This window comes from Paraburkholderia sediminicola (assembly GCF_902859805.1).
Lineage (GTDB): Bacteria > Pseudomonadota > Gammaproteobacteria > Burkholderiales > Burkholderiaceae > Paraburkholderia > Paraburkholderia sediminicola.
In genome coordinates this window covers 298,712-324,523 of the sequence record NZ_CADIKC010000005.1, presented here as the reverse complement: position 1 = coordinate 324,523, position 25,812 = coordinate 298,712, and the positions used below count along the sequence as shown (strand labels likewise).

General features: G+C 61.2%; 23 protein-coding genes. 12 read left to right on the top strand and 11 right to left on the bottom strand.

Translation table 11 applies throughout. The features are described 5' to 3' along the window. Positions 1 to 40: 40 nt before the first annotated feature. The 5 genes from aqpZ to R8871_RS20155 form a co-directional block, all read right to left on the bottom strand. On the bottom strand, positions 41 to 787 hold the full coding sequence (aqpZ, locus tag R8871_RS20175) for an aquaporin Z (protein WP_175052049.1): 747 nt from the start codon (positions 785 to 787) through the stop codon (positions 41 to 43). 243 nt (positions 788 to 1,030) lie between these two features. Continuing rightward, positions 1,031 to 1,675: a response regulator transcription factor gene (locus tag R8871_RS20170; protein ID WP_175052048.1), complete on the bottom strand. Its 645-nt coding sequence runs from the start codon at positions 1,673 to 1,675 to the stop codon at positions 1,031 to 1,033. A 111-nt stretch (positions 1,676 to 1,786) separates the two neighbouring features. Then, positions 1,787 to 2,479, bottom strand: a complete 693-nt coding sequence (locus tag R8871_RS20165; protein WP_175052185.1) for a response regulator transcription factor — start codon at positions 2,477 to 2,479, stop codon at positions 1,787 to 1,789. Positions 2,480 to 2,629: 150 nt separating this feature from the next. Further along, a complete protein-coding gene (locus tag R8871_RS20160) occupies positions 2,630 to 3,286 on the bottom strand; it encodes a response regulator transcription factor (protein ID WP_175052047.1) in 657 nt (218 codons plus the stop codon). A 354-nt stretch (positions 3,287 to 3,640) separates the two neighbouring features. Further along, on the bottom strand, positions 3,641 to 4,969 hold the full coding sequence (locus tag R8871_RS20155; RefSeq protein ID WP_175052046.1) for an MFS transporter: 1,329 nt from the start codon (positions 4,967 to 4,969) through the stop codon (positions 3,641 to 3,643). A gap of 98 nt (positions 4,970 to 5,067) precedes the next feature. Between R8871_RS20155 and R8871_RS20150 the strand changes: the two genes are divergently transcribed. The 7 genes from R8871_RS20150 to R8871_RS20120 all read left to right on the top strand — a co-directional run bounded on the left by R8871_RS20150 (position 5,068) and on the right by R8871_RS20120 (position 11,731). Then, positions 5,068 to 5,955, top strand: a complete 888-nt coding sequence (locus R8871_RS20150; RefSeq protein ID WP_175052045.1) for a LysR family transcriptional regulator — start codon at positions 5,068 to 5,070, stop codon at positions 5,953 to 5,955. A gap of 489 nt (positions 5,956 to 6,444) precedes the next feature. After that, positions 6,445 to 7,161: a c-type cytochrome gene (locus R8871_RS20145; RefSeq protein ID WP_175052044.1), complete on the top strand. Its 717-nt coding sequence runs from the start codon at positions 6,445 to 6,447 to the stop codon at positions 7,159 to 7,161. Further along, a complete protein-coding gene (locus R8871_RS20140) occupies positions 7,158 to 8,531 on the top strand; it encodes a c-type cytochrome (protein WP_175052043.1) in 1,374 nt (457 codons plus the stop codon). Before R8871_RS20145 ends, R8871_RS20140 begins: the two co-directional genes overlap by 4 nt. A gap of 30 nt (positions 8,532 to 8,561) precedes the next feature. Further along, complete coding sequence (locus tag R8871_RS20135; RefSeq protein WP_167378501.1) at positions 8,562 to 8,738, top strand: hypothetical protein; 177 nt, start codon at positions 8,562 to 8,564, stop codon at positions 8,736 to 8,738. Between the two features lie 2 nt (positions 8,739 to 8,740). Further along, entirely contained in the window at positions 8,741 to 9,313 is a 573-nt protein-coding gene (locus R8871_RS20130) for a cupredoxin domain-containing protein (protein WP_175052042.1), read from the top strand. Next, the gene (locus R8871_RS20125) at positions 9,300 to 10,925 is read left to right on the top strand and encodes a b(o/a)3-type cytochrome-c oxidase subunit 1 (protein ID WP_175052041.1); all 1,626 of its coding nucleotides are present in this window, start codon (positions 9,300 to 9,302) and stop codon (positions 10,923 to 10,925) included. Before R8871_RS20130 ends, R8871_RS20125 begins: the two co-directional genes overlap by 14 nt. Then, positions 10,922 to 11,731, top strand: coding sequence for a c-type cytochrome (locus R8871_RS20120; RefSeq protein WP_175052040.1), 810 nt, complete (start codon positions 10,922 to 10,924; stop codon positions 11,729 to 11,731). Before R8871_RS20125 ends, R8871_RS20120 begins: the two co-directional genes overlap by 4 nt. Positions 11,732 to 11,785: 54 nt before the next feature. Here R8871_RS20120 and R8871_RS20115 read toward each other — a convergent pair whose 3' ends face one another. Further along, a complete protein-coding gene (locus R8871_RS20115; RefSeq protein ID WP_175052039.1) occupies positions 11,786 to 13,426 on the bottom strand; it encodes a methyl-accepting chemotaxis protein in 1,641 nt (546 codons plus the stop codon). A gap of 305 nt (positions 13,427 to 13,731) precedes the next feature. On the opposite strand from R8871_RS20115, the gene R8871_RS20110 reads away from it, so the two are divergent. Beyond that, complete coding sequence (locus tag R8871_RS20110) at positions 13,732 to 14,532, top strand: bestrophin-like domain (protein WP_175052038.1); 801 nt, start codon at positions 13,732 to 13,734, stop codon at positions 14,530 to 14,532. A gap of 265 nt (positions 14,533 to 14,797) precedes the next feature. Further along, the gene (locus tag R8871_RS20105) at positions 14,798 to 15,232 is read left to right on the top strand and encodes a hypothetical protein (RefSeq protein WP_175052037.1); all 435 of its coding nucleotides are present in this window, start codon (positions 14,798 to 14,800) and stop codon (positions 15,230 to 15,232) included. A gap of 247 nt (positions 15,233 to 15,479) precedes the next feature. On the opposite strand, the gene R8871_RS20100 is transcribed toward R8871_RS20105, so the two are convergent. Further along, positions 15,480 to 16,022, bottom strand: a complete 543-nt coding sequence (locus R8871_RS20100; protein WP_175052036.1) for a single-stranded DNA-binding protein — start codon at positions 16,020 to 16,022, stop codon at positions 15,480 to 15,482. A gap of 190 nt (positions 16,023 to 16,212) precedes the next feature. Next, entirely contained in the window at positions 16,213 to 17,400 is a 1,188-nt protein-coding gene (locus R8871_RS20095) for an MFS transporter (protein ID WP_175052035.1), read from the bottom strand. A gap of 282 nt (positions 17,401 to 17,682) precedes the next feature. On the opposite strand from R8871_RS20095, the gene uvrA reads away from it, so the two are divergent. The 3 genes from uvrA (at position 17,683) to R8871_RS20080 (ending at position 23,140) form a co-directional block, all read left to right on the top strand. After that, positions 17,683 to 20,556 (top strand): excinuclease ABC subunit UvrA, encoded by a 2,874-nt coding sequence (uvrA, locus tag R8871_RS20090; RefSeq protein ID WP_093643659.1) that lies wholly within the window; start codon positions 17,683 to 17,685, stop codon positions 20,554 to 20,556. 34 nt (positions 20,557 to 20,590) lie between these two features. Beyond that, positions 20,591 to 21,676 carry an AI-2E family transporter gene (locus R8871_RS20085; RefSeq protein WP_175052034.1) on the top strand — a complete coding sequence of 362 codons (1,086 nt, stop codon included), beginning with the start codon at positions 20,591 to 20,593 and terminating at the stop codon, positions 21,674 to 21,676. Between the two features lie 228 nt (positions 21,677 to 21,904). Beyond that, positions 21,905 to 23,140, top strand: a complete 1,236-nt coding sequence (locus R8871_RS20080; RefSeq protein ID WP_175052033.1) for a PepSY-associated TM helix domain-containing protein — start codon at positions 21,905 to 21,907, stop codon at positions 23,138 to 23,140. A gap of 93 nt (positions 23,141 to 23,233) precedes the next feature. Here R8871_RS20080 and purU read toward each other — a convergent pair whose 3' ends face one another. From purU to R8871_RS20065, 3 genes are all read right to left on the bottom strand, one after another. Beyond that, positions 23,234 to 24,103: a formyltetrahydrofolate deformylase gene (purU, locus tag R8871_RS20075; RefSeq protein WP_175052032.1), complete on the bottom strand. Its 870-nt coding sequence runs from the start codon at positions 24,101 to 24,103 to the stop codon at positions 23,234 to 23,236. Positions 24,104 to 24,219: 116 nt separating this feature from the next. Further along, complete coding sequence (locus tag R8871_RS20070; RefSeq protein WP_175052031.1) at positions 24,220 to 25,092, bottom strand: NUDIX hydrolase; 873 nt, start codon at positions 25,090 to 25,092, stop codon at positions 24,220 to 24,222. Between the two features lie 69 nt (positions 25,093 to 25,161). After that, positions 25,162 to 25,776: a LysE family translocator gene (locus tag R8871_RS20065; RefSeq protein WP_028199098.1), complete on the bottom strand. Its 615-nt coding sequence runs from the start codon at positions 25,774 to 25,776 to the stop codon at positions 25,162 to 25,164. Positions 25,777 to 25,812: the final 36 nt, after the last annotated feature.

Below are 25,812 nucleotides of genomic sequence, written 5' to 3'. Positions count from 1 at the left end.
CGTTTCATAGCGAGCGCAATGAAATGAAACCAGGCGGCGCTCACGCGACTTCGCCTCGCCCGTGGGCGAGCGACACAGTATGCCGGCCGGACTTGCCCTGGAGAAAGGAAAACAGCGCACCGGCCGCGACGCCACCCAGCAAAGGTGCCGCCCAGAACAGCCAAAGCTGGTCGAGTGCCCAGTCGCCGACGAACAGCGCCTGCCCGGTAGAGCGAGCGGGATTGATCGAGCCGTTAGTAACCGAGATCGACACCATGTACACGACCATCAGAGACGCACCGGCGACCAGCGGCGCGATCGGCCTCAACCTTCGCCGGCCGGCCACCATCAGGCACGCCATGACGAAAGCGAACGACAGTGCCAACTCGACGACCAGCGCAGAATGAAGTTGATAGTCGGCCGGAGAATGATCGCCAAAACCGTTCGCAGCGAACTCGCTCGCGGTCAGTTCGAAGCCGGGGCGGCCGCTTGCCACGTACGCGAGCAGCGCCGCGGCTGCGATGGCCCCGAGCAGCTGGGCGGCAATGTAGGGCATCAGATCCCGAACCGGCAAACGTTGCGCGACCGTGAAGCCGATTGTGACGGCCGGGTTGAAGTGCGCGCCGGAGATGGCGCCGAATGCGTAGGTGGCCGTGACGAGCGCAAGACCGAATGCAACGGATACCTCGAGCACGCCGTAACCTTGCTGGACCGCTCCGGCGTTCAATACAATGCTGCCGCAGCCGATGAACACGACCCAGGCTGTCCCGACTCCCTCGACCAACAACCGCTTGCCTAACGCTACCATTCCGCCTCCCAGTTTTTTGCGAGCGGCAGATGGCGCAGCACGCCAGCCGTTAAACATCTGCCTGATTTTTCCAGGCCCGTCACTGCCCCGCCAGGTGAAATGATTGCTTTCACCTAGCGGGCGTTGGAATTTGAGCCTCAGCTAATTCAGAACTATGAAGCGGCAACGTCACTGACCCAATCAGAAGACTCCTAAATTCTTAAGAAATATTGAGGGTCGAGGGTCAGTTCTCTCACATGAGCGTCAGGCCAACCCGATCTGTCTCGCGTACCCAATGAGGTCGTTTTCTGTCTCGAGACCGAGCTTGCGCATCGCGCTACGCTTTTGCGTACTGATGGTCTTGCCGCTGCGCTGCAGACGTGTTGCGATTTCGTGGACGGCCAGACCTTGGACATAAAGCTGAAAGACCTCCCATTCGCGCGCGCTTAGTACGCCCGCGCGCGGCTGCGGCGGCGCATCGGATGCGTCTATCGCGACACGCGCCTGATCAGACAGATAAACACGGCCGCTAACCGCTGCCTCGATCGCCTCGATCAACGCCGCGGCGGTATCTCGCTTGTCGACGATTCCGGTCACGCCGAGGTGCAATAAGCCTGACAGCAGCTGCGCATGGCAGATCATCGTCAACACGACGACACAGGGAGGCGGCCGGGCTCGGAACAGGCGGCGCAGGAAAGACACGACGTTGCTGGCACCGTCAATGCCTGGCATGCCGATATCCGATACGACGACGTCGCACGCGTGGGCGTCGAGTAATTCGGCCAGCGTTTGGGTATCAGGCGCCTCGCCGACTATCTCGATGTGGGGCGCCGCTTGCAGCAGACGCATCACGCCAAGACGAACACAATCGTGATCGTCGGCCACGATGACGCGGATCTTTTGTGTCATTTTTTGTTGTCTTATCGACTTGCACTCCCTGCACGCGATGTGCATCCCCGGGATGTGCCAAGTACATCTTCTGTTCGCCATGCCATCGGACCGGCATGACGTCTCGTCGGCCTAGCGCCGGTTTTTCAGGCAATCTTCAGTTATCACGCCGTGCTCGACAGCGAAGCGGAACAACTCCGCATCGCAATGCAGATTCAGCTTGCGCATCGCAGTACATTTCTGAGCGCTGATGGTCTTGACGCTTCGCCCGAAGCGCGAGGCGATCTCAGTTACACCAAGCCCTGCAGCGTACTGTGTGAACACTTCCAGTTCGCGGCGCGACAACATTTGCCGGACAAAGTCGAGCCGCTGCGCGACCGTTGCATCTGCAATCAGCGCCCGCACCGCCGGCCCAAGGTAGCACTCCCGAGCCAGCGCCGTGACAGCTGCCACGTGAAGCAGATCGATCCGGTCACGTTTGCTGATCAGCCCATCGACACCGAGCGCGATGACCTTTCTCAATGCGGCCGCTTGAGTTTCCATGGTGAGCACTATGAGTGCGACTTTGGGATAACGTACCTTGAACTGCCTGACGGCCTCCAGTCCGTCGCCGCATAAGCCCCCCGGCATGTAGAGGTCCATGAAAACGAGGTCGCATGGAATACGATCGACTTCTCTGAACAGTTCTGTGGCGTCGGCAGCACGGCCGACGAGTTGCATATTCGGATAGCCCATCATCAGATTTTCGATCGCTAACAGAACCAGTGGATGATCGTCCGCGATGATGGTACGCACAGGTGTACTTGGTTCAACCTTATCGTTCATCGTCTTTTTCTCCCCCGTACCTGGATTCCCTGCCGCTCTCTCCGGAGCAACTGGCCGTGCCACAATCATTAATCAGATCCTGGCCGATAGACATAAGATCGCTCTTAAATCCTCAATGACCTCGCTATACAGTTTGATTAGATATGCGATTCAAATTTCACAAATACCATGTGCACGAATATAAGCAAAGAGACCGGGATAGTTGGTCACGCCGAGTTTAGCCATTGCTTCGCGTTTCTGACGACTGATAGTGCGTCGATGGCATCCGAGCGCCGCGGCGATCTCGGAGATCGATTGGCCACGTATTAACATTTTTAAGACTTCTACCTGTCTCGAGGACAATCGCGGTGCAGGTGACATCTCGCTCGTGTCGTCCCGAGGCAATGCAAGCGCCTCGCTGACGGAACGACCGACATATACCTCACCCTTCCTGCTCACCTCGATCGCTTGCCACAGCTCGTCCAATGCTTCCATTTTGCTGAGCACGCTGACTACGCCATCTGACACGATGGCGCGCAGAATCGCCGTGTTCGTCAGAGCCGTCATCACGACGATGCGCAACAATGGCCACGTGGATCGGATTCGCCTGACAAGATCCAGACCTTCTTCGACCATGCCGGATGCTTCCGGCATCGTCAGATCGGTGACGAGCACATCGCACGGCGTGCTCTCCAACAGGATGATCAAAGAAGTGGGCGTAGTCGCTTCGCCGACAACGTCGACGCCGGCGTGCATTTCCAGCGCGGCTCGAACGCCAAGCAAAACGAACGGATGATCGTCCGCAAGAATGACTCGAATATTGGTCATGATTTGTCTCTGCTGTTGTAGGCATGCTCAGCGAACGTATGGGGAAATACCGCTCGCTTCATGCGTGCTCTAATGGCTCAGTGGCGTTGGATGCCACACCAGGGGCGGCCATAAAACCACTGCTACAAACTGGAGAAAATCGGAGCGCTCTGAAACCCGCCAACAATTTGATAGTCCATTGCGGAATCATCAAAGCAGGAATGCGCAATTATGCAAACCGAATAAGCGAGAGTTTTGCCGTCTCTGTTTGTTTCCTTCTGAAACGCAATGTAGCGACGAGGGCGCCGCCGCTCTCGTCGCGTGGAAAACTACGATGTGACCGGCAGCGCGACGCCACCGAACCTCGTTACCCGATCACGTGGCATCACACACGCGTGCCACCGTCAGCTTGCTAACGCGAGCTACGCGAGGGAATACCGGCAGCGCAATCAAGGCGCACACGCTCGCTACCGCCCACACCATCGGCCACGAACCCACCGACAACAGCTGCGGAATCGCGAGCGGTGTCAGGAACAACGTGAGAAAGACGCAGGTATTGCCCATCGCGAGTGCGGTGCCTGCACGGCTCGTCCCCGCGAGGGTCGCGAGTTCCGTGAAAGCAACGCCGTGCCATGCGGATGCGCTTATGCCGCCCAGCACGATCATCAGCGCGACCACTGCCGTCATCGCCGTATGATGCATCCCGGCGAGACCTGTCACCAGCGCAAGCGATGCGAACAGCACCGCGGTCAGCACACTGCAGGCGCGCATGTAAGCGCGTCGATTGCCGCGCCGGTCGGTCCACGCACCGCTCCAGACCCGCGCAATCGCAGCGCCCGTTTGCACGGCCGCCATCGTCAAACTGATCGCCAGCACGCCGGCGCGGCCGAAGTCGTGCAGGAAGACGGTCCCGAATGTCACGATGGCAATCTGCGGCACGCACAACGCGCCGGCGCCGAGCGCCACGCGCCAGATGCCGATGTCGTGCAGCGGCGAGACCTTCGCCGGCACCACGCCTGCTCCTGTCCCCGCAACCGCAGCGTTGCGAGCCGTACCCACACTGTTCCCTTCGGCGTGCGAAGGCTCGTGCAACCACCACCATGCGAACACAGCGGTAATCGCGCACGCAAGCGCCAGCACGGTGTACGCGCTGGCAAAGCCGAATCTCGAGGCAAGCGCCGGCAAGATCAGCGCACCCAGGCCTCCGCCGGCCGGCACCGCGGTCTGCCGAATGCTCATCGCGAGGCCGCGCTCACCTTCACGAAACCAGGCCATCACCGCACGGCCACTCGACCCGTTGACGCTGCCCCCAAGCAGGCCGACGAGCAGCAGGCCGAGTGCGAGCGTCGCCATGCCCGGCACATGTCCGCCGGACGGCACCACGAACAGTGCCAGCGCGGCCAGCGCCGCGGCAGTCGAAAGAAGTCCGAGCAACAGCACGCGGCGATCGCCCCAACGGTCGGTCAGGAGGCCCCATGGTAATTCGCTGACCGCGATGCCCAATCCGAGCATGCCGAGCACCAGTCCGAGCCCGTCATTGCCGAGGTGATAACCCGACCGCAAAAACACGGCCGTAGTCGGAATCCCCGAGAAAGCGGCCGAAAAACTCGCGTTCGCCGCAAAGCCGACGCCCAGCACCTTCCACCGATGGCTCGCGGTACGTTCGCCCGGCACCCGTACGACTGCAATCGAATCGTTTCCCATGACAGCCTCCGCAATGAATGAATTGGAGGTATCCTACGGCTGGGCAAACCATCGGAAAAGCCGGAAAATCAGATGACTTCCATCGGATATACCGAATCATGAGCCAACGCGGATTTGACCTGACGCAACTGCGCACCTTCGTCGCCGTCGCCGAATCGGGCAGCGTTTCAGCGGGCGCCGAGCGCGTGTTCCTGTCGCAGTCGTCAGTGAGCGAGCAGCTGAAGAAACTCGAGGAGCGCGCCGGGCAGCCGCTCTTCGTGCGTAGCAAGCAGGGCGTGACCGCCACGCCGGCCGGCAGCCGCCTGCTTGATCACGCGCGCCGCATCATCGCCATGAGCGAGGCGGCGTTCGAGGACCTGCAAGGCCGCTCGCTCGACGGAGAACTGCGCATCGCCATCACGGACTACTACCGTCCGCTCGACATCGCGCGCATTCTCAAGACGTTCTCGGAACAGCATCCGCGGCTGAAACTGCATGTCACCGTGCAGCCGAGCGCCGTGATCGATAGCAGCGCCGGCGACGATGCGTCGTACGACATTGGCCTTTCGTTGCGGCTCGTCACCGCAAGCACACGCTCCAGCAACCGGCGCGGCGGCGCGCAAAGCACCGTGGTGCGGCGTGAGAAACTGCTATGGGTCTGCGCAGCCGATGCCAGTCCACGGCCGGCCACGCCTTATTCATTGGTGTTGCTGCCGTCGAGTTGTCAGTTGCAGCGCTTTGTCGTGAAGCTTCTCGATGAGCACAAGGTGCCGTATCTGGTGTCGCATTCGGCCTCAGGGGTGGCTGGGTTGCAACTCGCGCTGAAGGCCGGGCTGGGCATTTCCTGCCTGAACGAATCGTCGATCGGCGGGGGCCTGGTGGCGTGTCCCCCGAGCGTCGGGTTGCCCGCATTGCCCGCTGTCGAGTTTCATCTGTTGCCGGGGCGAGTCGGCGAAAGCGAACGCGTCAGCAATGCACGCACGGCCTTGATGCATCTCTTCAGTTGACGCGCTCCGCATTGACCCACGCGCTGCGGCTCAAGGAACATGACATAAACGCAGCGCATCAATCGCATTCGGCGATGCAGTGCGCACTTGAACCAGACACAGAATAAATATTGAAGGCGCTCTAATCGACGCCTATGCTGATCAAATGCATCGCCGATTGGCTTAGCAAATTTTATTGACGCACCGGATAAATTCCTGCAACCTGCTACACGTCTGCGAGACGCATCAAGCGTTATTACTGCAGCCCGAAAGCCGCCACCCATTGGCGCACTCAGGCAGATTGTCGCTTCATAAAGAAGTTGCATTGCCGCATCGCTTCAATACTGTGCCTCCTTAATAAGTCCGTTTCGATTTGCTGTTCATGCAGTCGTTATGAAAAAGAATTGGCAGGCTTGTCATGCATCGTTCATCGAATCCGATGAGTGAATTCACGAGCGAATGCGTGAGAAATAAATAGCAAAAATAACCGTTCCCCCCGCGAGGCCTGGCGTGCATCGTAGATCAATCGGATTTTCGATTCTGGTGGTGCTTTACGTCATGTGGCGCGGCGCGGCGTTCGCAGCCACCGACGCGTCAGCCACCATGCCCTCGGCCATGGACGAGCGCGTGCGCGCCTGCACCTCGTGTCATGGCGTGCAAGGCCAAGGCCTGAACAACGATTACTTCCCGCGTATCGCGGGCAAACCGGCCGACTACCTGTTCAATCAGTTGAGCGCGTTTCGTGACGGCGGCCGTACTTATCCGCCAATGGGCTATCTGCTCGCCTTCCTGCCCGACGACTATCTGCGCAAGATCAGCCAGTACTTCGCGGAGCTGCAACCGCCCTACCCCAATTCCGATCACACCGACGTCGCACCGGCTGTGCTCGCTGCCGGACAGCGGCTCGTCACGCAAGGCGATCCGGCGCGCAAGATTCCGGCGTGCATCGCGTGTCACGGAGCACGCATGACGGGTACGCAGCCTGGCATTCCGGGGCTGCTTGGCCTGCATGCGAGCTACGTCGCCGGGCAGATGGGCACGTGGCGCTCAGGCACACGTCACGCGCTTGCGCCGGACTGTATGCATTCGATCGCCGTCAAGCTGACCGACAAGGACATCACCGCGGTATCGAGCTGGCTCGCGCGCCAGCCGCGCCCTGCCGATCCTCGGCCCGCGCCGGCGTCCGCTGAGCGGCTGCCTCTCGCATGCGGGAGCCAACCGCAATGAAGACGATCTTCCGCTCGAGCCACCCTGTTGCGCATGCCATGACGAAGCGCCGTCGCATCGCTGTATTCAGCTTGCTGGTTGCCGGCTTGATCGTCGGCGGTGGCGCCGCGCGTTTCAGCACACCGCGTGTGTTGCTGATCGCTGAAGCGAGCGCGGCTGAAGCCGTACCAGCCGCCACGACCGCAACGGCCACTGCCGACAAAACCGACACCCGTCCCGACATCGTCAAACGCGGCGAGTATCTGGCGCGCGCCGGCGACTGCGTCGCCTGCCATACCGCACCGCGCGGCAAGCTGTTCGCCGGCGGCCTCGCAATGGATACGCCGTTCGGCACGCTGTATTCGCCGAACATCACACCGGACGCGCAGTACGGCATCGGCACATGGAGCGGGGAAGCGTTCTTCAAGATGATGCGCACCGGTCGCACGCCAGACGGCACCCTGCTCTACCCTGCGATGCCGATTGCCCAGTACACCAAGGTCACACGTGAAGACTCGAACGCGATCTTCGCGTACCTGAAATCCGTGGCGCCGGTACGCGAGCCGAATCACAAGCACACGCTGCGCTTCCCGTTCAACCAGCGCAAGCTGCTGTACGGCTGGCGCACGTTGTATTTCCGTGAAGGCGAGTTCCAACCGGACCCGACCAAGTCGGTCGAATGGAATCGCGGCGCGTACCTCGTCGACGGGCTCGGGCACTGCACGATGTGCCACACCAAGATCAACATGCTCGGCGGCTCGTCGCAAAGCGAGCAGTTCGCGGGCGGTCTGATTCCGGTGCAGAACTGGTACGCGCCTTCGCTCACATCCGATAAAGACGGTGGTCTCGGCGACTGGAGCATCAAGGACATCGTCGATCTGCTGCAAGCGGGCATTTCCGATCGCGGCGCAGTGTACGGACCAATGGCCGAAGTCACCTATCACAGCCTTCAGTACATGACGGAAGATGACGTCAAGGCGATGGCGGTCTATCTCAAGACCTTACCGGACAATCGCGGGCGCAAATCGGGCCCGTCCGCACCGACCAACACCAACGTCTTCGCGCTCGGAGAAAAAATCTACGCCGACAAATGCGCCCTGTGTCACGGCGCAAGCGGCGAGGGCCAGTTGCAACACTACCCGCCGCTCGCACGCAACCAGTCGATTGAAATGGACTCCGCGGTCAACCCGATCCGCATCGTGCTCAATGGCGGTTTCCCGCCCGGCACCGCGCGCAATCCCGAGCCGTACGGCATGCCGCCGTTCGGCCAGGAATTGAACGACACCGATGCTGCCGCCGTCGTCACGTATATCCGCACTGCGTGGGGCAACCACGGCCAGCCGGTGACGTCGCGCGAGGTCAACGAATTGCGCAAAGCGCCGCTGCACTGAACCTGAACCGCTGCACCGGAGAATCTCCAGATGGAAGCGAACGATACCCGCAGCGCAGCCCCACCTACGGATGAAGAAGTAGAACGCGTCGTCGCGGCCGGCCCGCATGGCGCGATCGCCGTGGCCGGCGTTGCCACGCTGATCGTCATGGCGATCTGGTTCGGCTTCTACTTTCTTGTCTTTCTGCCGCGCGGCGTCATCCACTGACTATGTCGACTGACTCCAATCACCAACCGGGCAGCGGTCACGAAGTCGCCTTGCGCGCCGAGCGCCGCTGGGCGATTTTCGCTACGGCGCTGATCGTTCTGATGCTCGTCGTCATCGTGTTCTCGGGGCTGCATTGGGCGATGATGCCGCCGTCGCGGGTCGAGACGATCGATCCCTCGCGCCTGCAACTGTCGGGCGAATTCGTCGAAGACAACCTCGGCAGCGCCGTCGAGCCGGATGGCTCGGTGGTCGTGCGTTTCGTCGCGCAGCAGTATTCGTTCACGCCGCAATGTCTGCTGGTGCCCGCCGACACGCCGATCACGATCCGCACCACCAGCGCCGATGTCGTGCACGGGCTGCTCGTGACCGACACCAACATCAACACGATGGTCGTGCCCGGCTATGTCGCCACGCTGAATACGCGCTTCGACAAACCCGCCGATCACACCATGCCGTGTCACGAGTTCTGCGGCTTCGGCCACCAGACCATGTGGGCGCACGTCAAGGTCGTCGACAAAGCCACGTTCTTCGAGCAAGCCCGACAATCACGGAGGCTCAGCTGTGTTTCACGCTAAGCGACTCGTTCTCGCGCATTTCTGGCTGGCCTTCATCGCGTTTCTGATCGCGCTGCTGCTCGGCGCGTGGCAGATGCTGGTACGCAGCCCGCTGCTGCCCTGGGTCGGCGACCCCGAGCTCTACTATCGATCGGTGACCGCGCATGGCTCAGTGATGGCATACGTGCTGCCCACGCTCGTTTCGATGGGCTTCGGTTACGCGATCGTCGAACTCGCACTTGCACAGCGGCTCGTCGGTCTGAAATGGGCATGGGCCGCGTTCATCATGCTCGCGGTGGGCGCAGTGATGGCGATGGTGCCGGTCGCGCTCGGCAAAGCTTCAGTGCTCTACACCTTCTATCCGCCGATGATCGGCAGTCCGTTCTATTATCTTGGCGTGGTGCTGGTAGTGGTCGGCTCGTGGATCTGGGTCGCGCTGATGCACGTGAATCTGCGCATCTGGAAGCGCGCGAATCCCGGCAAGCCGATACCGCTCGCGATGTTCGCCAACGTCGCGGGTGCGTATCTGTGGGCCTGGACCGCGGTCGGCGCGGCGCTCGAAATTCTGCTCCAGATATTGCCGGTGGCTTTCGGTCTCACCAACACAATCGATGCCGGCCTCTCACGCATCCTGTTCTCGTGGACGCTGCATGCGATCGTCTACTTCTGGTTGATCCCGGCTTACATCGCGTACTACACGCTGGTGCCGCGTGCGATCGGCGGACGGCTCTATAGCGATTCGATGGCGCGCGTGTCGTTCATCCTGTTCCTCGTGTTCGCGATGCCGATCGGCATTCATCACCTGTTCGCCGATCCGCAAGTCGGCTCGGGCTTCAAGTTCCTGCATGCGGTGTTCACCGGCATGGTGTCGGTGCCGACGCTGCTGACGGTGTTCACCATCTGCGCTTCGGTGGAAATCGCCGGCAGGCTGCGCGGTGGCAAGGGCGCGTTCGGCTGGCTGACCGCTTTGCCGTGGCAGAACCCGATGATGCTGGTGATCGCGTTTTCGTTCGTGATGCTAGGCCTTGGCGGTGCGGGCGGCCTGATCAACATGAGCTACCAGTTGAATTCGACGGTGCACAACACGCAGTGGGTGACCGGACACTTCCATCTGATTTTCGGCGGCGCGATCGTCATCATGTACTTCGCGATCGCGTACGAACTGTGGCCGCAACTGACCGGCCGCGCGATTGCGTCGGTGAAACTGGTGCGTACGCAACTGTGGCTGTGGTTCGTCGGCATGATGGTGGTGACGCTGCCGTGGCATTACGTCGGCTTGCTCGGTGCGCCGCGCCGCATGGCCTATTACGACTACAACATGCCGGGGATGGAATCGCAGGCGTTCTGGGTGGGGATGTCGGCAGTGGGCGGACTGATCCTGGTGGTATCCGGCGTGCTGTTCATCTACATCCTCGCGAAGTCGCAATTCGGGCCGGAGGTACAGCAACAGAGTTTCCGTTTCGCGAGCGCAGCACAGCCGGTGGAGCACGTGCCTGCCGCGCTCAATAGTTTCGGCTTGTGGGTGGCGTTGATGATCGGGCTGACGGTCGTCAACTACAGCGTGCCGATCTTTCAGTTGCTCAGATTGCCGCAGACGTCGGTGCCGGCAGTTGTTGTTGGAGCACAGCGATGAGTCAGGAACGCGTCTTCAGCTTGCGCAACCCATGGTTCACGGTGAGCCTGGGCGGCACGGTTGCGATTGCTGTGGTGGGAATATTGATCGGCTTCATCTGGTTGCCATCGGCGAATGGCGGATTCAGCGAGCGCGGCTTATGGGCGACGATTTGCAGCGCCGCAGGAGCGCCGTCGAGTTGGTACGGCGGCGCTAATATTGCCGGGCCGGCGCCGAGCGAGGTGGTGGTCTTGCCGCCGTTGCGGCGGGCGCGCGCCGACGCGAATTCGATTGGCCGCGGCGCGACGATCGCGACGCAGAATTGCTCGATGTGCCATGGCGTGCTGGGCACGGTGCAGGTGACGGCGCCCGCGTTGGCCGGACAGTATGCCGACGTGGTCTATAAAGAGTTGCGCGACTATCAGAACGGTGTGCGGCAGAACGCGGTGATGCAACCGATCATTGCGGCGCGCAGCGATCAGGATTTGCATGATCTGGCGGCTTATTATGCTTCGCTGTCTCGCGCGCCGGCGGCGGAGGTTCCGCCTACAGGCGCTGGACTGGATGCGAATGCCGTGAGGCTTGCCATGCAGGGTGATCCGCAGCGGAATATTGCGCCTTGTGCTGCCTGTCATGGACAGTTGGATCGTAAAGGGGCTGCGCCCTGGCTTGGGGGGCAGTCGTCCATTTATCTCGCTGCGCAGATGCGGGCGTTTGCTTCCGGTGCCCGGCATAACGATATTAATGAGCAGATGCGGAATGTGGCCCGGCAGATGACCTCGGCGGAGATTGATAGCGTGGCTAAGTATTACGCCGCTATGCAGTGACCGTTTGGGCCTGGTTTAGCCTTCGCGGCGCTTAACCGCGAAGGGTCCGCCGCATCAAGCCGCTACAAACTCACCCGCATTAACCTTCCGCTGCGCAGCCGCTGCCCCACCTCGCCGACCTGCAAGAGAAGAATCCCCGCCCCCCGTCTGAAACACAGCCACCGCCGAAGTCAACTTGCGAGCCTGATCCTCCAGCGAACCAGCCGCCGCGGCAGCCTGCTCAACCAGCGCTGCATTCTGCTGCGTCACCTCATCCATCTGCGCAACAGCCAGATTCACCTGATCGATCCCGGTACTCTGCTCAAGCGCAGCCGCCGCGATCTCACCCATGATCGAGCTCACACGAGAAATCGCGCCGACAATCTCGGTCATCGTCGACCCCGAGCGCTCGACCAACTGCGACCCTGCCTGCACCCGCGCCGTCGACGCATCGATCAATCCCTTGATCTCCTTGGCCGCCGCGGCGCTTCGCTGTGCCAACGACCGCACTTCGCTCGCCACCACCGCAAACCCACGGCCCTGCTCGCCCGCACGCGCCGCCTCAACCGCCGCGTTCAACGCGAGAATATTGGTCTGGAAAGCAATCCCTTCGATCACACCGACAATGTCGGCAATCCGCCGCGAGTCGTCGACGATGCCATGCATCGTGCCCACCACCTGCTCCGTCAGATCGCCCCCCTGCGCAGCAAGACTCGACGCACCCTGCGCCAGCGAACTCGCCTGCTTCGCGTTGTCCGCGGTCTGCTTGACTGTCGAGGTCAGCTCCTCGATGCTGGCCGCCGTTTCTTCGAGCGATGCGGCCTGCTCCTCGGTACGTTGCGACAGATCGGTATTACCGGCTGCAATCTCGCTTACGCCCGTATCGATCGATTCCGTGCCGTGACGCACAGCGTTCACCGTCTCGATCAGCGAGTCCTGCATCTTGCGCAACGCCGCTGCGAGACGGCCCATTTCGTTATTGCTCGTCACGTCGATCTGGCCGGTCAGATCGCCATTGGCAATCCGCTGAAACTGCGCGATGGTCGCGTCGACCGGGCTAACAATCGCCCGCACCATCACCGCCCGTCCGATCAAGGCGCCCAGCAGCGATAGCCCCATACCGATCGCGACCGTAATGCAGATCGCGTAGAACAGATCCTGTGCATCCTGATAACGCTGTGCGCCGTGATCGAGTTGCAATTGCTCGAGCGTGAGCATGGCCTTCTCGTACGCGCTATAGAGCGACGGCAGCTTGTGCGCCTGCAACTGCTCGAATGCGGTCTTGTCGCCGGACTTCAGCGCGGCCAGTGCCGGCTCGACACCGTCGTGCAGGAAGGTATCGCGCTTGTCCTGCATGTCCTTGATCAGGCGCTGTTCGTCAGCATCCGTGCTCGCACGGCTCACATAATGGGCCAGACGATCATTCGATGCTTTCTGATACTGATCAAAGCGCTTGAGCACCGCGTTCGCGCCGTCCTGATCGTTCAGGTCGACCAACGATGCGTACGTCGCCAGCGCCAGACGCAGGCGCAGCAGTTGTCCAGCGCTACCTTCGAGGTCGGCGACTGCGGGCGTGTCCACGGTGTACATCTGCTGCAGCGACGCGTTGCTCGAACGCAACGACAGCAGTCCGGCGGCGGCGCCGAACAGCAGCACCACGCCGAAGAACACGATCATCAGGGTAAGGCAGGTTCGAATCGACAGATTTTTCAGCATCGGGCTGGTCTCCATTGGGCTGCCTGACCGAATGTTCAGAAAACTAGCCTCGGCCACGCGTGCTGCGCCCAAGCCCATACGGCCAGGTCCGCAACCTTTGATCAAAATTTAAGCGAACGCCACATAGATGGTCTACGGCGGGATTACAGAAAACTTTATGGTTGATGGCGCATACGTTTGCGATACATCAACATACGAGCGGAAGTTGGCCGCCATTTGAGCAGTGGCATTTGCGGGACTACCCGGGTGGTCGGCAGGCGGCGGTTGGTAGAAAGTGACGAGGCGCGTGTCTCCGGAGCATTTCTATGTCAGAAATAGGCTCGGCCCTGCTGGTTTTCGCTTTATTGCTTGTCGGAACCGGCTTTGGCGTGTGGGTGCGCCCCTTGCTGCCAGAGGAGCACAAGGCGCACGAAACCGTGCAACTCATCCAGCTGGTTATCGGCATGCTGGTGACGTTTGCCGCTTTGGTGCTCGGGTTGATGACGGCGTCCGCGAAATCCAGTTTCGATACCGAGTCGAATGATTTACGCACCTATGCAGCGGACCTGATCGAGTTCGACACGACCCTGCGGGAATATGGCAGCGACACCGATGAGGCCCGTAACCTGCTGCGCGCGTACACCGCAGCGGCGATTGCGTCGACATGGCCAGGCGAGCCGCCTCCCGCCGGTGACTATCCGAGGAACATCGGAACACAGGACGACACGCAGAAGCTGGAGAACGTGCGGCTCGGCGATATGCTGACCGCGGTGGGCAGGCAGCTACGACAACTGCGAGCGCACGATCCACTACAGCAGCGCGCGCTCGATGACGCCTTGACGCAATATCGGCGGACGGTGGACGCCCGATGGAAGATTATCGAGGAAGCGCACAGCTCAATTTCCATGCCTTTTTTGATGACGTTGACGTTCTGGTTGTGCGTGATTTTTCTCAGCTTCGGATTGATTGCGCCGCGCAATGCATTGGCACTGGTCATGATTTCGCTTGGAGCAGTTTCTATTGCTTCCGCTATCTACGTGATCGTCGATCTGGATACGCCGTTCACTGGGCCGATTGTCGTTTCCAGTGTGCCGATGAGAGATGCGCTGGAGCACCTCAGGCGGTGACGATTTTTTGACTTTGGCGGCGGCGTGATCCCCGCAGCGTGCGTGCAACACGTACTTTTTCCGTCCGGGAGATGCCGATGTACTTCGGTGAAACGCTCAATACGTGAAGCAGATCTCAGTCCGCGTTGTCCCAAAAGACACGTGCCTCCATCCACGACGTTTGGCCTATCGTTTTCGATTGTATGCGGACCTAGGATGACCTCGAGTCTCGCGAAGACTCAGGTTGTTCCGACAAACACTTAGTTCGACAGTGAGGTGCGCAATCATGGTGTACGTACTCGAAATGTCTACCGATGCCGATATTCGTCAAACGCAGCTTGATCCTGCCTGGGGGAATGCGGTCACCCGATATTCATGGGCGCAGGTGAGCCAGGGCGGCCTCAATATTCCCAACGGCTCGACAATCATTGTCGTGGCGCATGGCAACGACACCGAAATCGGGAATGCGGCTTCCGGCACGGTGGATATCAATGAATCTGTTTTTCTCGCCACGGTGCATGGCTGCATGGCTGGGGGTGCGGTATCGGCGCGAGTTTATTTGTCCACTTGCGGTACGGGTCTTGCCACGTTTACGGCGAGGGTCCGTATTGTGGCGACTCAAAACCAGGTGTGGCGTGGGGTACAGCTGTTCGGGCACCACAATGCAGTCGCCGGCTTGGTGCCGTCCACGACGGCGCTGGCGTGGACCCAGATATTCTGAAGTTGCGGGGATGGGTGCCAAATGCCATCCGGGCGAGTCCTACCGGAAGCAGGCGTTGCGAAGACTACAGGCACCCAGCTCAAGGCGGATATCGCCAATCGAGTGGGGGCACAAATGAGCGCCCCATTGATGACCTGGGGCCGATTTTTTACCAACACCGGATGTTCCGGTTATCGGATCAAAGCACCATAAAAAATGGCCCCGAGAGAACCCGGAGCCGTCTTTACATCAGTGCGTCATGTTCCGTTTAGAACGGAATATCGTCATCCATTTCATCAAACCCACCACCAGCCGGCGCACTAGGACGGCTCGAACCACCACCGCCGCCACCGCTGCCACCACGCGAAGCGCCGCCGCCCGAGACCGCACGGCCACCACCGCCGCCGCTACGCTCCGACGGCTCACCGCGGCTGTAACCACCTTCGTCACCACCACCGCCGCCGCCCGTCGAACCGCCACGGCCGCCCAGCATTTGCATCTGCTCGGCAACGATTTCGGTCGAGTAACGGTCGGTGCCGTCCTGAGCCTGCCACTTGCGGGTGCGGATGCGCCCTTCCAGGTACACCGACGAACCCTTCTTCAGATATTCGTTCACGATTTCAGCAAGCCGGCCGAAGAACACCACACGGTGCCATTCGGTTGCTTCCTTCATTTCGCCGGACGTCTTGTCCTTGTACCGGTCCGTTGTCGCAAGGCGGATGTTCGCCAGTGCGTCGCCGCTCGGAAGATAACGGACTTCCGGATCGGCTCCGAGATTGCCGACGAGAATGACCTTGTTCACGGATGCCATGAGTTTCTCCTGTTGATTCTGTTACGGGCGGCGCGGCAACGCGCGGTTCGCGTCTCATGGCCGGCAGGCCGGAGACCAGAACTGCGCCTCTGCCCGCCACCGGGTGAGTTCTGTCAAGAAACGCCGGGCCGTCCCAAGTTTCCTTGCCCCCTCGGGGGCCTGGCGCAAAGCGCCTGGGTTGGAGGCGCTCTTACGCCTTGCGCGGCGGCTGTTTCATATTTGCCGCGATTATAAGCCAGCAAAAGACGAGCCCCGAGCAAGTGAAAAAGACCGCGCTCTGACCGTCCACTTTAAGCAGCCACCCGCCGACCACCCCACCCAGCGCAAGACCGATCGACTGCGTGGTGTTGTACACGCCCGCCGCCGCGCCCTTGCGGGTTCCCGGCGCCAGTTTCGACACTAGCGAAGGCTGCGACGCTTCAAGAATATTGAAGCCCAAAAAGTAGACAAAGAGGATCGCTGCCACAGTCAGAATCGTATGCGGTGCGACGCCCAACAACAACTGTCCGATCAGGATAAGACCGATCGCGGAAAGCAGCACGATTTTCATTTTTCCGCGCTTTTCCGCGGCGATGATCGCCGGGACCATCATCACGAAAGAGAGGCCCATCACCGGCAAATAAACCTTCCAATGCGAAGCGACCGGCAGGCCGCCAGCTTCGAGAATGCGCGGCACAACCAGGAACAACGCGGTTTGCGTGGCATGCAGCACGAGCACGCCAAAATTCAGGCGCAGCAGTTCGACGTTATGCAGCACCTCGGCGAAAGGCGCGCGCACGTGAACGGGTTTGGGCGCATCCGGAACGACCCAAAGCACCAGACCGATCGCCAGAATCGAGAAGATGCCGACCAGCGTGAACAAACCGCTCATGCCGACCCACTGGAACACGATCGGCGCACCGACAATCGCCACCGCGAACGAAACGCCAATACTGCCGCCGACCATCGCCATCGCCTTGGTGCGATGCTCTTCGGAGGTCAGGTCGGCGATAAACGCGATCACCGCGGACGACACCGCGCCCATGCCCTGAATCACCCGCCCGACAATGATCCACGTCATGTCGTGCGCGCCCGCCGCGACAAAGCTGCCAAGCGCGAAAATCAGGAGACCGGTCGCAATGACCGGTTTGCGGCCGATCTTGTCGGAGATCCAGCCATAGAAGATGTACAGCATCGACTGCGTCACGCCGTACGCACCAAGCGCGATGCCCACCAGCAGCACGTTGTCGCCGCCGGGGATGGTCTTCGCGTAGATCGAGAACACCGGCATGATCATGAAGAGACCGAGCATGCGCAGCGCGAAGATGGCGGCGAGCGACACGGTCGCGCGCATTTCAGGCGCGCTCATGCGTGAGGATGTAGCGGACGGATTGGACATCGGGAACGTTCTTTGAATGAGCGGGGCGGCAAACATACGGCGCGGCATTCGGGCCGGCGGCCTTGCCAGACGCTCGTCCGGCGCCTCGCGGCGCCTGTACTCGCGAAAAATGGCCCCAGTTAGACCTCTTTCCCGCGGCGCTGGACCGCAGCCTTACAGCTTGCCTTGCACCCTCTTCGGGCTGTCAGGAAGCCGTAACGGCGGTCGTGAAAAGTCGTTATAGTAGCAGGTTTAGCCTCCTCCTCTTTCCGCCAGGTCACGGGCCAAGTCTTGGAATAACGCGTGGAACAAATCCGTATCCGTGGGGCTCGCACCCACAACCTGAAGAACGTCAATCTCGACCTCCCACGTCACAAGCTCGTCGTGATTACGGGCCTATCCGGCTCGGGTAAATCGTCGCTGGCGTTCGACACGCTCTACGCGGAAGGACAGCGGCGCTACGTCGAAAGTCTCTCCGCCTACGCCCGCCAGTTCCTGCAGTTGATGGAAAAGCCGGATGTCGATCTGATCGAAGGCCTGTCGCCGGCGATTTCGATTGAACAGAAGGCGACCTCGCACAATCCGCGTTCCACAGTCGGCACCGTCACCGAAATTCACGACTATCTGCGGCTATTGTTCGCACGGGTCGGCACGCCGTACTGTCCGGACCACGAAATTCCGCTGGAAGCGCAAAGCGTCTCGCAGATGGTCGACGCGGCGCTCGCGCTGCCGGAAGAGACCAAGCTGATGATCCTCGCGCCAGTGGTGGCGAACCGCAAAGGCGAGCACGTCGAGCTTTTCGAAGAGATGCAGGCGCAGGGCTTCATCCGCTTTCGCGTCCGTTCGGGCGGCGGCACCGCAAACGAAGGCGTCGCGAAGATCTATGAAGTCGACTCGCTGCCCAAGCTCAAGAAAAACGACAAGCACACGATCGACGTCGTCGTCGACCGGCTGAAAGTGCGCGGCGATATGAAGCAGCGCCTCGCCGAATCGTTCGAAACGGCACTGCGTCTCGCCGACGGCCGCGCAATCGCGCTGGAAATGGATACGGACAAGGAGCATCTGTTCAGCTCGAAGTTCGCTTGCCCGATCTGCTCGTATTCGCTGCAGGAACTGGAGCCGCGCCTCTTCTCGTTCAACAACCCGATGGGCGCGTGCCCGGAGTGCGACGGCCTCGGCCAGATCACCTTCTTCGATCCGAAGCGGGTTGTCGCGCATCCGTCGCTGTCGCTGGCGGCGGGCGCGGTGAAGGGCTGGGATCGGCGTAATCAGTTTTACTTCCAGATGCTGCAGAGTCTCGCGGCGTTCTACGAGTTCGACATCGACACGGCCGTCGAAGACCTGCCGGAGAAAGTCCGCAAGATTCTGCTGTTCGGTTCGGGCAAGCAGGAGATTCCGTTCTCGTACATCAACGAACGCGGCCGTACTTCCGTGCGCGAGCATGTGTTCGAAGGGATCATCCCGAATCTGGAGCGGCGTTATCGCGAGACCGATTCGGTCGCGGTGCGCGAGGAGCTCGCCAAGTATCAGAACAACCAGCCCTGCCCGGCTTGCGCCGGTACGCGGCTGCGCCGGGAAGCCCGTTTCGTGCGAATCGGCTCGAACAGCGACGCGCGCGGCATCTTCGAAATCAGCGGCTGGCCGTTGCGCGACGCGCTCGGCTATTTTCAGACGCTGCGGCTCGAAGGCTCGAAGCGTGAGATCGCCGACAAGGTCGTCAAGGAAATCGTCGCGCGGCTGATGTTCCTGAATAACGTCGGGCTCGACTACCTGTCGCTGGAGCGCAGCGCGGAAACGCTGTCGGGCGGTGAAGCGCAGCGGATTCGCCTCGCCTCGCAGATCGGTTCGGGTTTGACGGGCGTGATGTACGTGCTCGACGAGCCGTCGATCGGTCTGCATCAGCGCGACAACGACCGGCTGATCGCCACGCTCAAGCATTTGCGCGATCTGGGCAACTCGGTGATCGTCGTCGAGCACGATGAAGACATGATTCGCATGGCCGACTATGTGGTCGACATGGGTCCGGGCGCGGGCGAACACGGCGGCATGGTGATCGCCGAAGGCACGCCCAAGCAGGTGGAAGCGAACGCGGCGTCGATGACCGGGCAGTACATGTCCGGCGCCCGCAACATCGAATTCCCGGACGAGCGCAAGGAGCCGGACGAGCGGCGTCTGCGCATCGTCGAGGCGTACGGCAACAATCTGCAGCACGTCTCGCTCGATCTGCCGGTCGGTCTGCTGACCTGTGTGACCGGCGTGTCCGGTTCCGGCAAGTCCACGCTGATCAACGACACGCTGTACCACGCGGTCGCGCATCACCTGTATGGCTCATCCACCGAGCCGGCGCCGTACGAATCGATCGAAGGTCTCGAGCACTTCGATAAGGTCATCAACGTCGACCAGTCGCCGATCGGCCGCACGCCGCGCTCGAATCCGGCTACGTACACGGGCCTGTTCACGCCGATTCGCGAACTGTTCGCGGGCGTCCCTGCGGCGAAAGAACGCGGCTACGAAGCGGGCCGCTTCTCGTTCAACGTGAAGGGCGGCCGCTGCGAATCCTGCCAGGGCGACGGCGTGCTGAAGGTGGAAATGCACTTTTTGCCGGACGTCTACGTTCCCTGCGACGTCTGCCATGGCAAGCGCTACAACCGCGAAACGCTGGACGTCCAGTACAAAGGCAAGAACATCAGCGAAGTGCTCGACATGACGGTGGAGAATGCGTACGAGTTCTTCAAGCCGGTGCCGGTCGTCGCGCGCAAGCTGAAAACCTTGCTGGACGTCGGTCTCGGCTATATCCGGCTGGGGCAGTCGGCCACTACCCTGTCGGGCGGCGAGGCACAGCGGGTCAAACTTTCGTTGGAACTGAGCAAGCGCGACACGGGTCGCACGCTATACATCCTGGACGAGCCGACCACCGGTCTGCACTTTCACGACATCGCATTGCTGCTGGAAGTCATTCATCGTTTGCGAGACCAGGGTAATACCGTCGTGATCATCGAGCATAATCTCGATGTAATAAAGACCGCCGACTGGGTTATCGATCTCGGCCCCGAGGGCGGAGCGGGCGGCGGTCAGATCATTGCGCAAGGCACGCCGGAGCAGGTTGCCAAGTCGAAGGCAAGTTTTACCGGTAAGTATCTGGCGCCGCTGCTGAAACGCATTGCCAGTAGAAAGTAACGCTGCACAACACGGGTTGGAGACAGAATAAGCCATGGCCAAGCGGAATCAGGCGAGCGACGACGGGCAAGTGCGAGACCTACGCCCACGCCCGGTCAGGCTGACTAGCGACATGAGCCTGCCGAAGCTGTCGGCGGTCGAAATCGGCAGTTACGTGCTGATGCTGATCGGAATGTGGGCGGTCATCGAACTGAAGCTGCTCGGCGCCTTGCTCGCCGGGCTGCTCGTGTTTCAACTCGTGCATACCATCGCGCCGCGCATCGAGCGGCATATGTCGAGTCAGCGTGCGCGCTGGCTCGCGGTCGTGATCCTCTCGACAGTGATAGTCGGTGCACTGACGGGGCTGACGCTCGGTATCATCGAACATTTCGAGAGCGACGTGCCGAGCGTGCAGAAACTGCTCGACCAGGCGATGCAGCTAATCGACCAGGCGCGCGGCCGGATTCCGCAATTCGTCGCCAACTATCTGCCGGTCGATACCGACCAGATGAAGACCAAGGCGGCCGAGCTGATGCAGACGCACGCGAACATGCTGCAGCAAAGCGGCAAGACTGCGGCACGCGGCTTCACGCACATCCTGATCGGCATGATCATCGGCGCGATCATCGCGGTCGGAGCGCAGAAGCATATGCAGCGGCTGCCGCTGTCCACGGCGTTCGTCACGCGCGTGACACGTTTCGCCGACGCCTTCCGCCGCATCGTATTCGCTCAGGTGAAGATTTCCGCGATCAATGCGGTCTTCACCGGCATCTTCCTGCTGGTGATCCTGCCAATCTTTCACGACACGCTGCCGCTCTCCAAAACGCTCGTGCTGGTGACGTTTATCGTCGGTTTGCTGCCGGTGATCGGCAATCTGATCTCGAACACGATCATCGTCGCCGTGGCGCTCTCGGTGAGTTTTCCGGCAGCGATCATGTCGTTGGTTTTCCTGATCCTGATTCACAAGCTGGAGTACTTCCTGAACGCGCGCATTGTCGGTGGTCAGATCGAGGCGCGCGCCTGGGAACTGCTGATCGCGATGCTCGTGATGGAAGCCGCGTTCGGCATCCCCGGGGTGGTTGCTGCGCCGATCTTCTATGCGTATATCAAGCGCGAACTGATTTATCTGCGGCTGGTGTGAGCGTCGCCCCGCCTGCGATGCAGGCTTGACGGACGGGCGAAAAGCGACACTTCGGTGCCGCTTTTTTTACGCCAGCGGTCTTCAGCAGGCCAGATCCACGCGGCGCCAGTCACTTACAGAAAACTTGCAGCGGACCACTTGATTCACATAAGATGCGAACAATTCCCATTTGCATCCTGACATCGTGACTCGCTGTTTCTCCTCGTTTCTCGTTCCATCGGCTCGCCCATGAGGCGGCAACTCGTCCGCCTGCACCGCTGGTTCGGTGTCGCCATTGCGCTGTTTCTGTTCGTCGCCGGCCTGACCGGCGCGATCATCGCGTGGGATCACGAACTCGATGCGGCGCTGAACCCGTCGTTCTTCAAAGCGCGCACCGCCGGTCCGGCGCTGTCAGGACTCGAACTGGCGCGCCGCGTCGAAGCGGCTGATCCGCGCCTGGAGGTAACGTATCTGCCGCTCGACGCCGAACCCGGCCACACGCTGCAGATGATGGTGCTGCCGCGGTCCAACCCCGCGACCAAACAGCCCTATCCACTCGACTTCAACCAGATTGCCGTCGATCCCGCCACGGGCGACATCCAGGGCCGACGCGAATGGGGCGCTGTTTCACTCGCGCGGCTCAATCTGATTCCGTTCATCTACAAACTGCACTACACGCTGCAATTGCCGTTCACCGGTGGCGTCGATATCGGCACCTGGCTAATGGGCATCGTTGGGATCGTATGGCTGTTCGATAGCGTGATCGCGCTATGGCTGTCGTTTCCGAGTTTCAAGGCATGGCGCAAGTCGTTCGCATTTCGCTTCGGGCGCGGCGGCTATGCACTCACCTTCGATTTGCATCGCTCAGGCGGCGTGTGGATCTGGGGCCTGCTGGTGATCGTCGCGCTAACGTCGGTATCGATGAATCTCTCCGGGCCGGTCGTTCGGCCAGCCGTGTCGCTAGTCTCGAAGCTCACGCCGGATCCGATCAACAACCCCGAAATTCTGCGTGCACCGCAGCCCGGCGATCAGGTACTGAGCCGCGAGCACATCGTGCAGCTAGCCGAGCAAGCCGGTAAGGCGCAGAACCTGAAAGTGCCGCCGGGCGGCGTCTACTACGCGGAAATCCTGCACGCCTACGGCGTCGGCTTCTACGCAACCGGCAACGATCACGGCGATCTCGGCCTCGGCAATCCGTGGATGTATTGGGACGCGGCCACCGGCAAGCAACTCGGCGCGCAGATTCCCGGCAAGGGAACGGCGGGCGACATCTTCATGCAGGTGCAATTCCCTCTGCATTCGGGACGCATCCTCGGTCTCGGTGGACGGATCCTGATTAGCGCGATGGGGATTGCGGTCGCCGTGCTGAGCGCAACGGGACTATTGATCTGGCTGAAGAAACTGAATGCGCGCCGCCGTTCCGCACAAAACGCACGGCTCGCGCCGGACGCGCGCAATGCGGGTGGCTCCGCAATGCGGTCATGATCTCAAGAGGGAGCGCCGACTCGTTCGGCGCAAACTTGCAGCGGGGTGATGCGGCCACGTTTGGCCGCCCCACTGCAAGTGCATCAACTACGTTTAACGAAACACCACCGTCTTGCTGCCGTTCAACACGACGCGATGCTCAACGTGCCATTTCACCGCGCGCGCAAGCGTCACGCATTCGACGTCGCGGCCGATCGCCGTCAGTTGCTCCGGCGTCATGCTGTGGTCGACCCGCTCCACGCCTTGCTCGATGATCGGACCTTCGTCGAGATCCGTCGTCACGTAGTGGGCCGTTGCACCGATCAGCTTCACGCCGCGATCGAACGCCTGGTAATAAGGCTTCGCGCCTTTGAAGCTCGGCAGGAACGAGTGGTGAATATTGATCGCGCGGCCGGCCAGCGATTCGCACAGTTGCGGCGACAGAATCTGCATATAGCGCGCGAGCACCACCAGATCGGCTTGATGCTCGTCGATCACCTCAAGCACGCGCGCTTCCTGCGCGGCCTTCGCGTCGGGCGTGCCGCCCATCAGCGGGAAGTGATGGAACGGAATGTCGTAGCTGGCCGCGAGCTGATAGAACTCCTTGTGGTTCGAGATGATCGCCGGAATCTCGATACCCAATTGGCCGGTGCGATAGCGGAACAGCAGGTCGTTCAGGCAATGACCGATCTTCGACACCATGATGACGACGCGCGGCTTCACCGACGCATCGTGCAATTCCCAGCGCATACCGAACTGCTCAGCGAGCGCGGCGAACGACGTACGCAACACATCCTGGCCCGGATCGCCGCCGACCTGCTGGAAATGCACGCGCATGAAGAACTCGCCGGTGCGGCTGTCGCCGAACTGCGCGGAGTCGAGAATATTGCTGCCACGCTCGAACAGAAAGCCCGAAACCGCGTGGACGATGCCGGGCCGGTCGGCGCACGACAGTTTGAGGATAAAGCTGTGATCGGTCGACATGACCTGGGTGACTCCCTTCTTCAGTGCGTAGTTTGTTCGGTGTGTCTTATTCGATGCAGCGTGCTACAGCGTAATCTGGCTCGTCCGCCGAAACTGCACCTGCGCCTGACTAGCGCTTATGCAAGCACCGGCGGCGCGAACAGCGTCTCAATGCCCGGACACGCGTCTTCGTCGATCCAGCGGCGGCGCAGCAGGCAATCCAGCGTGGCGAGACTCGCATCCACGGTCATTGCGCCTTCTTCGATCCAGCGCGCCACTTCGTCAATGCGCGCGAGCCGGTGTTCACCCACTTCGCCGTCCTGATTGCGCGGCGCGAAATCAGCCGGCAGCGCGAGGTCGTAGATAAAAATCTGTTCGGCCTGCGTGCCTTCCGGCAACGATTGCAGCACATGCGCGGTGCGGCCGGCCGTGGCGCGCGCGGCGATCTCCTCGGGAATACCGGCTTCTTCCCAGCACTCCTTGATGATCGTCGTCTCGATGCCGAAGCCCCAGCCGATCCCGCCTGCCACGACATTGTCGAGCATGCCCGGGTCGGTGGCCTTGGTGTCGCTGCGGCGCGCGATCCACAATTGCGGGGCGGCCATCCGCGGGGCGCCATCCGCGTATTCTACGACGCCGTTCAGATGCACCGCGTAGGTCATCGTGCCAAAGAAGCGCGACGCCGCGCGTTCGATGTAGGCGAGCGGCGGCGCATCGAACGCGTTGCGGATCGCGTAAGTCTCGTTGCGCCAGCCGGGAATACGGCCCTCGGCGGCAAGTGCGCCGATCACGGAACCGAGCGCTGCACTGCGCAGATCGACCGTATTGAACACAGGCGCGAGCGTGATGCCCCTTTGTTCACCACTGTCGATCTCAAACACATCGGGCCAGCGCGCAAGCAAGGACACATCCGTCGAGCGAATCCAGCCAACCTGCTCGGCGTCGATCCAGAACGGCAGATGCGCCTGTGTGTCGAAGTGGCGCGCGGCGGTGATGCAAGGCAAAGTCATTCAAAACTCCAAACTGGTCTTCTGGCGCGTTCGGTTGGCGTCAGGCCGTGTCCTGTCGATTCAATCGCTTCAATCACGCAAGGCGACGCGAATGCCGATTGCGATAAACGTCGCACCGGCAAGCCGATCAAGCCACACACCCACGCGCGGCCGGCGCTTCAACCAGCCGCCGATCATCCCCGCGCACACGCCGAACAGCGAAAACACCACCACGGTCTGCAGCATGAACAACACGCCGAGTTCGAGCATCTGCACCGTGACGCTTTGCGTGCCGTGCGGCTGCACGAATTGCGGCAGGAACACGACGAAGAACAGCGTCACCTTCGGATTCAGCAGATTGCCGAGCACGCTCTGGCGAAACACCGCCATCAACGGTTGCGGCGCGCGTTCGTGCGCGGTGGCGAGACCCTGGCTGCGCAGCGCCTTGATGCCGATCCAGATCAGATACGCGGCGCCCGCCAGCTTGATCACCTCAAACGCAACCGGCGACGAACGCAGCAACGCGGCCACGCCAAGCGCGGCCAGCGTGGTGTGGAATGTGATGCCGGCGGCAAAGCCGAGCGCGGCGACGAGGCCCGCCGCGCGGCCTTGCGAGATGCCACGCGCGAGCACTTGCAGGTTGTCGGGGCCGGGCGCCATGGTGATAGCGATCGAGGTCGCGAGGAACAACAGGAAGTTGGGCATCTTTTCTTACCTTCGTTGTGTCCAGGAAGAAGTTGG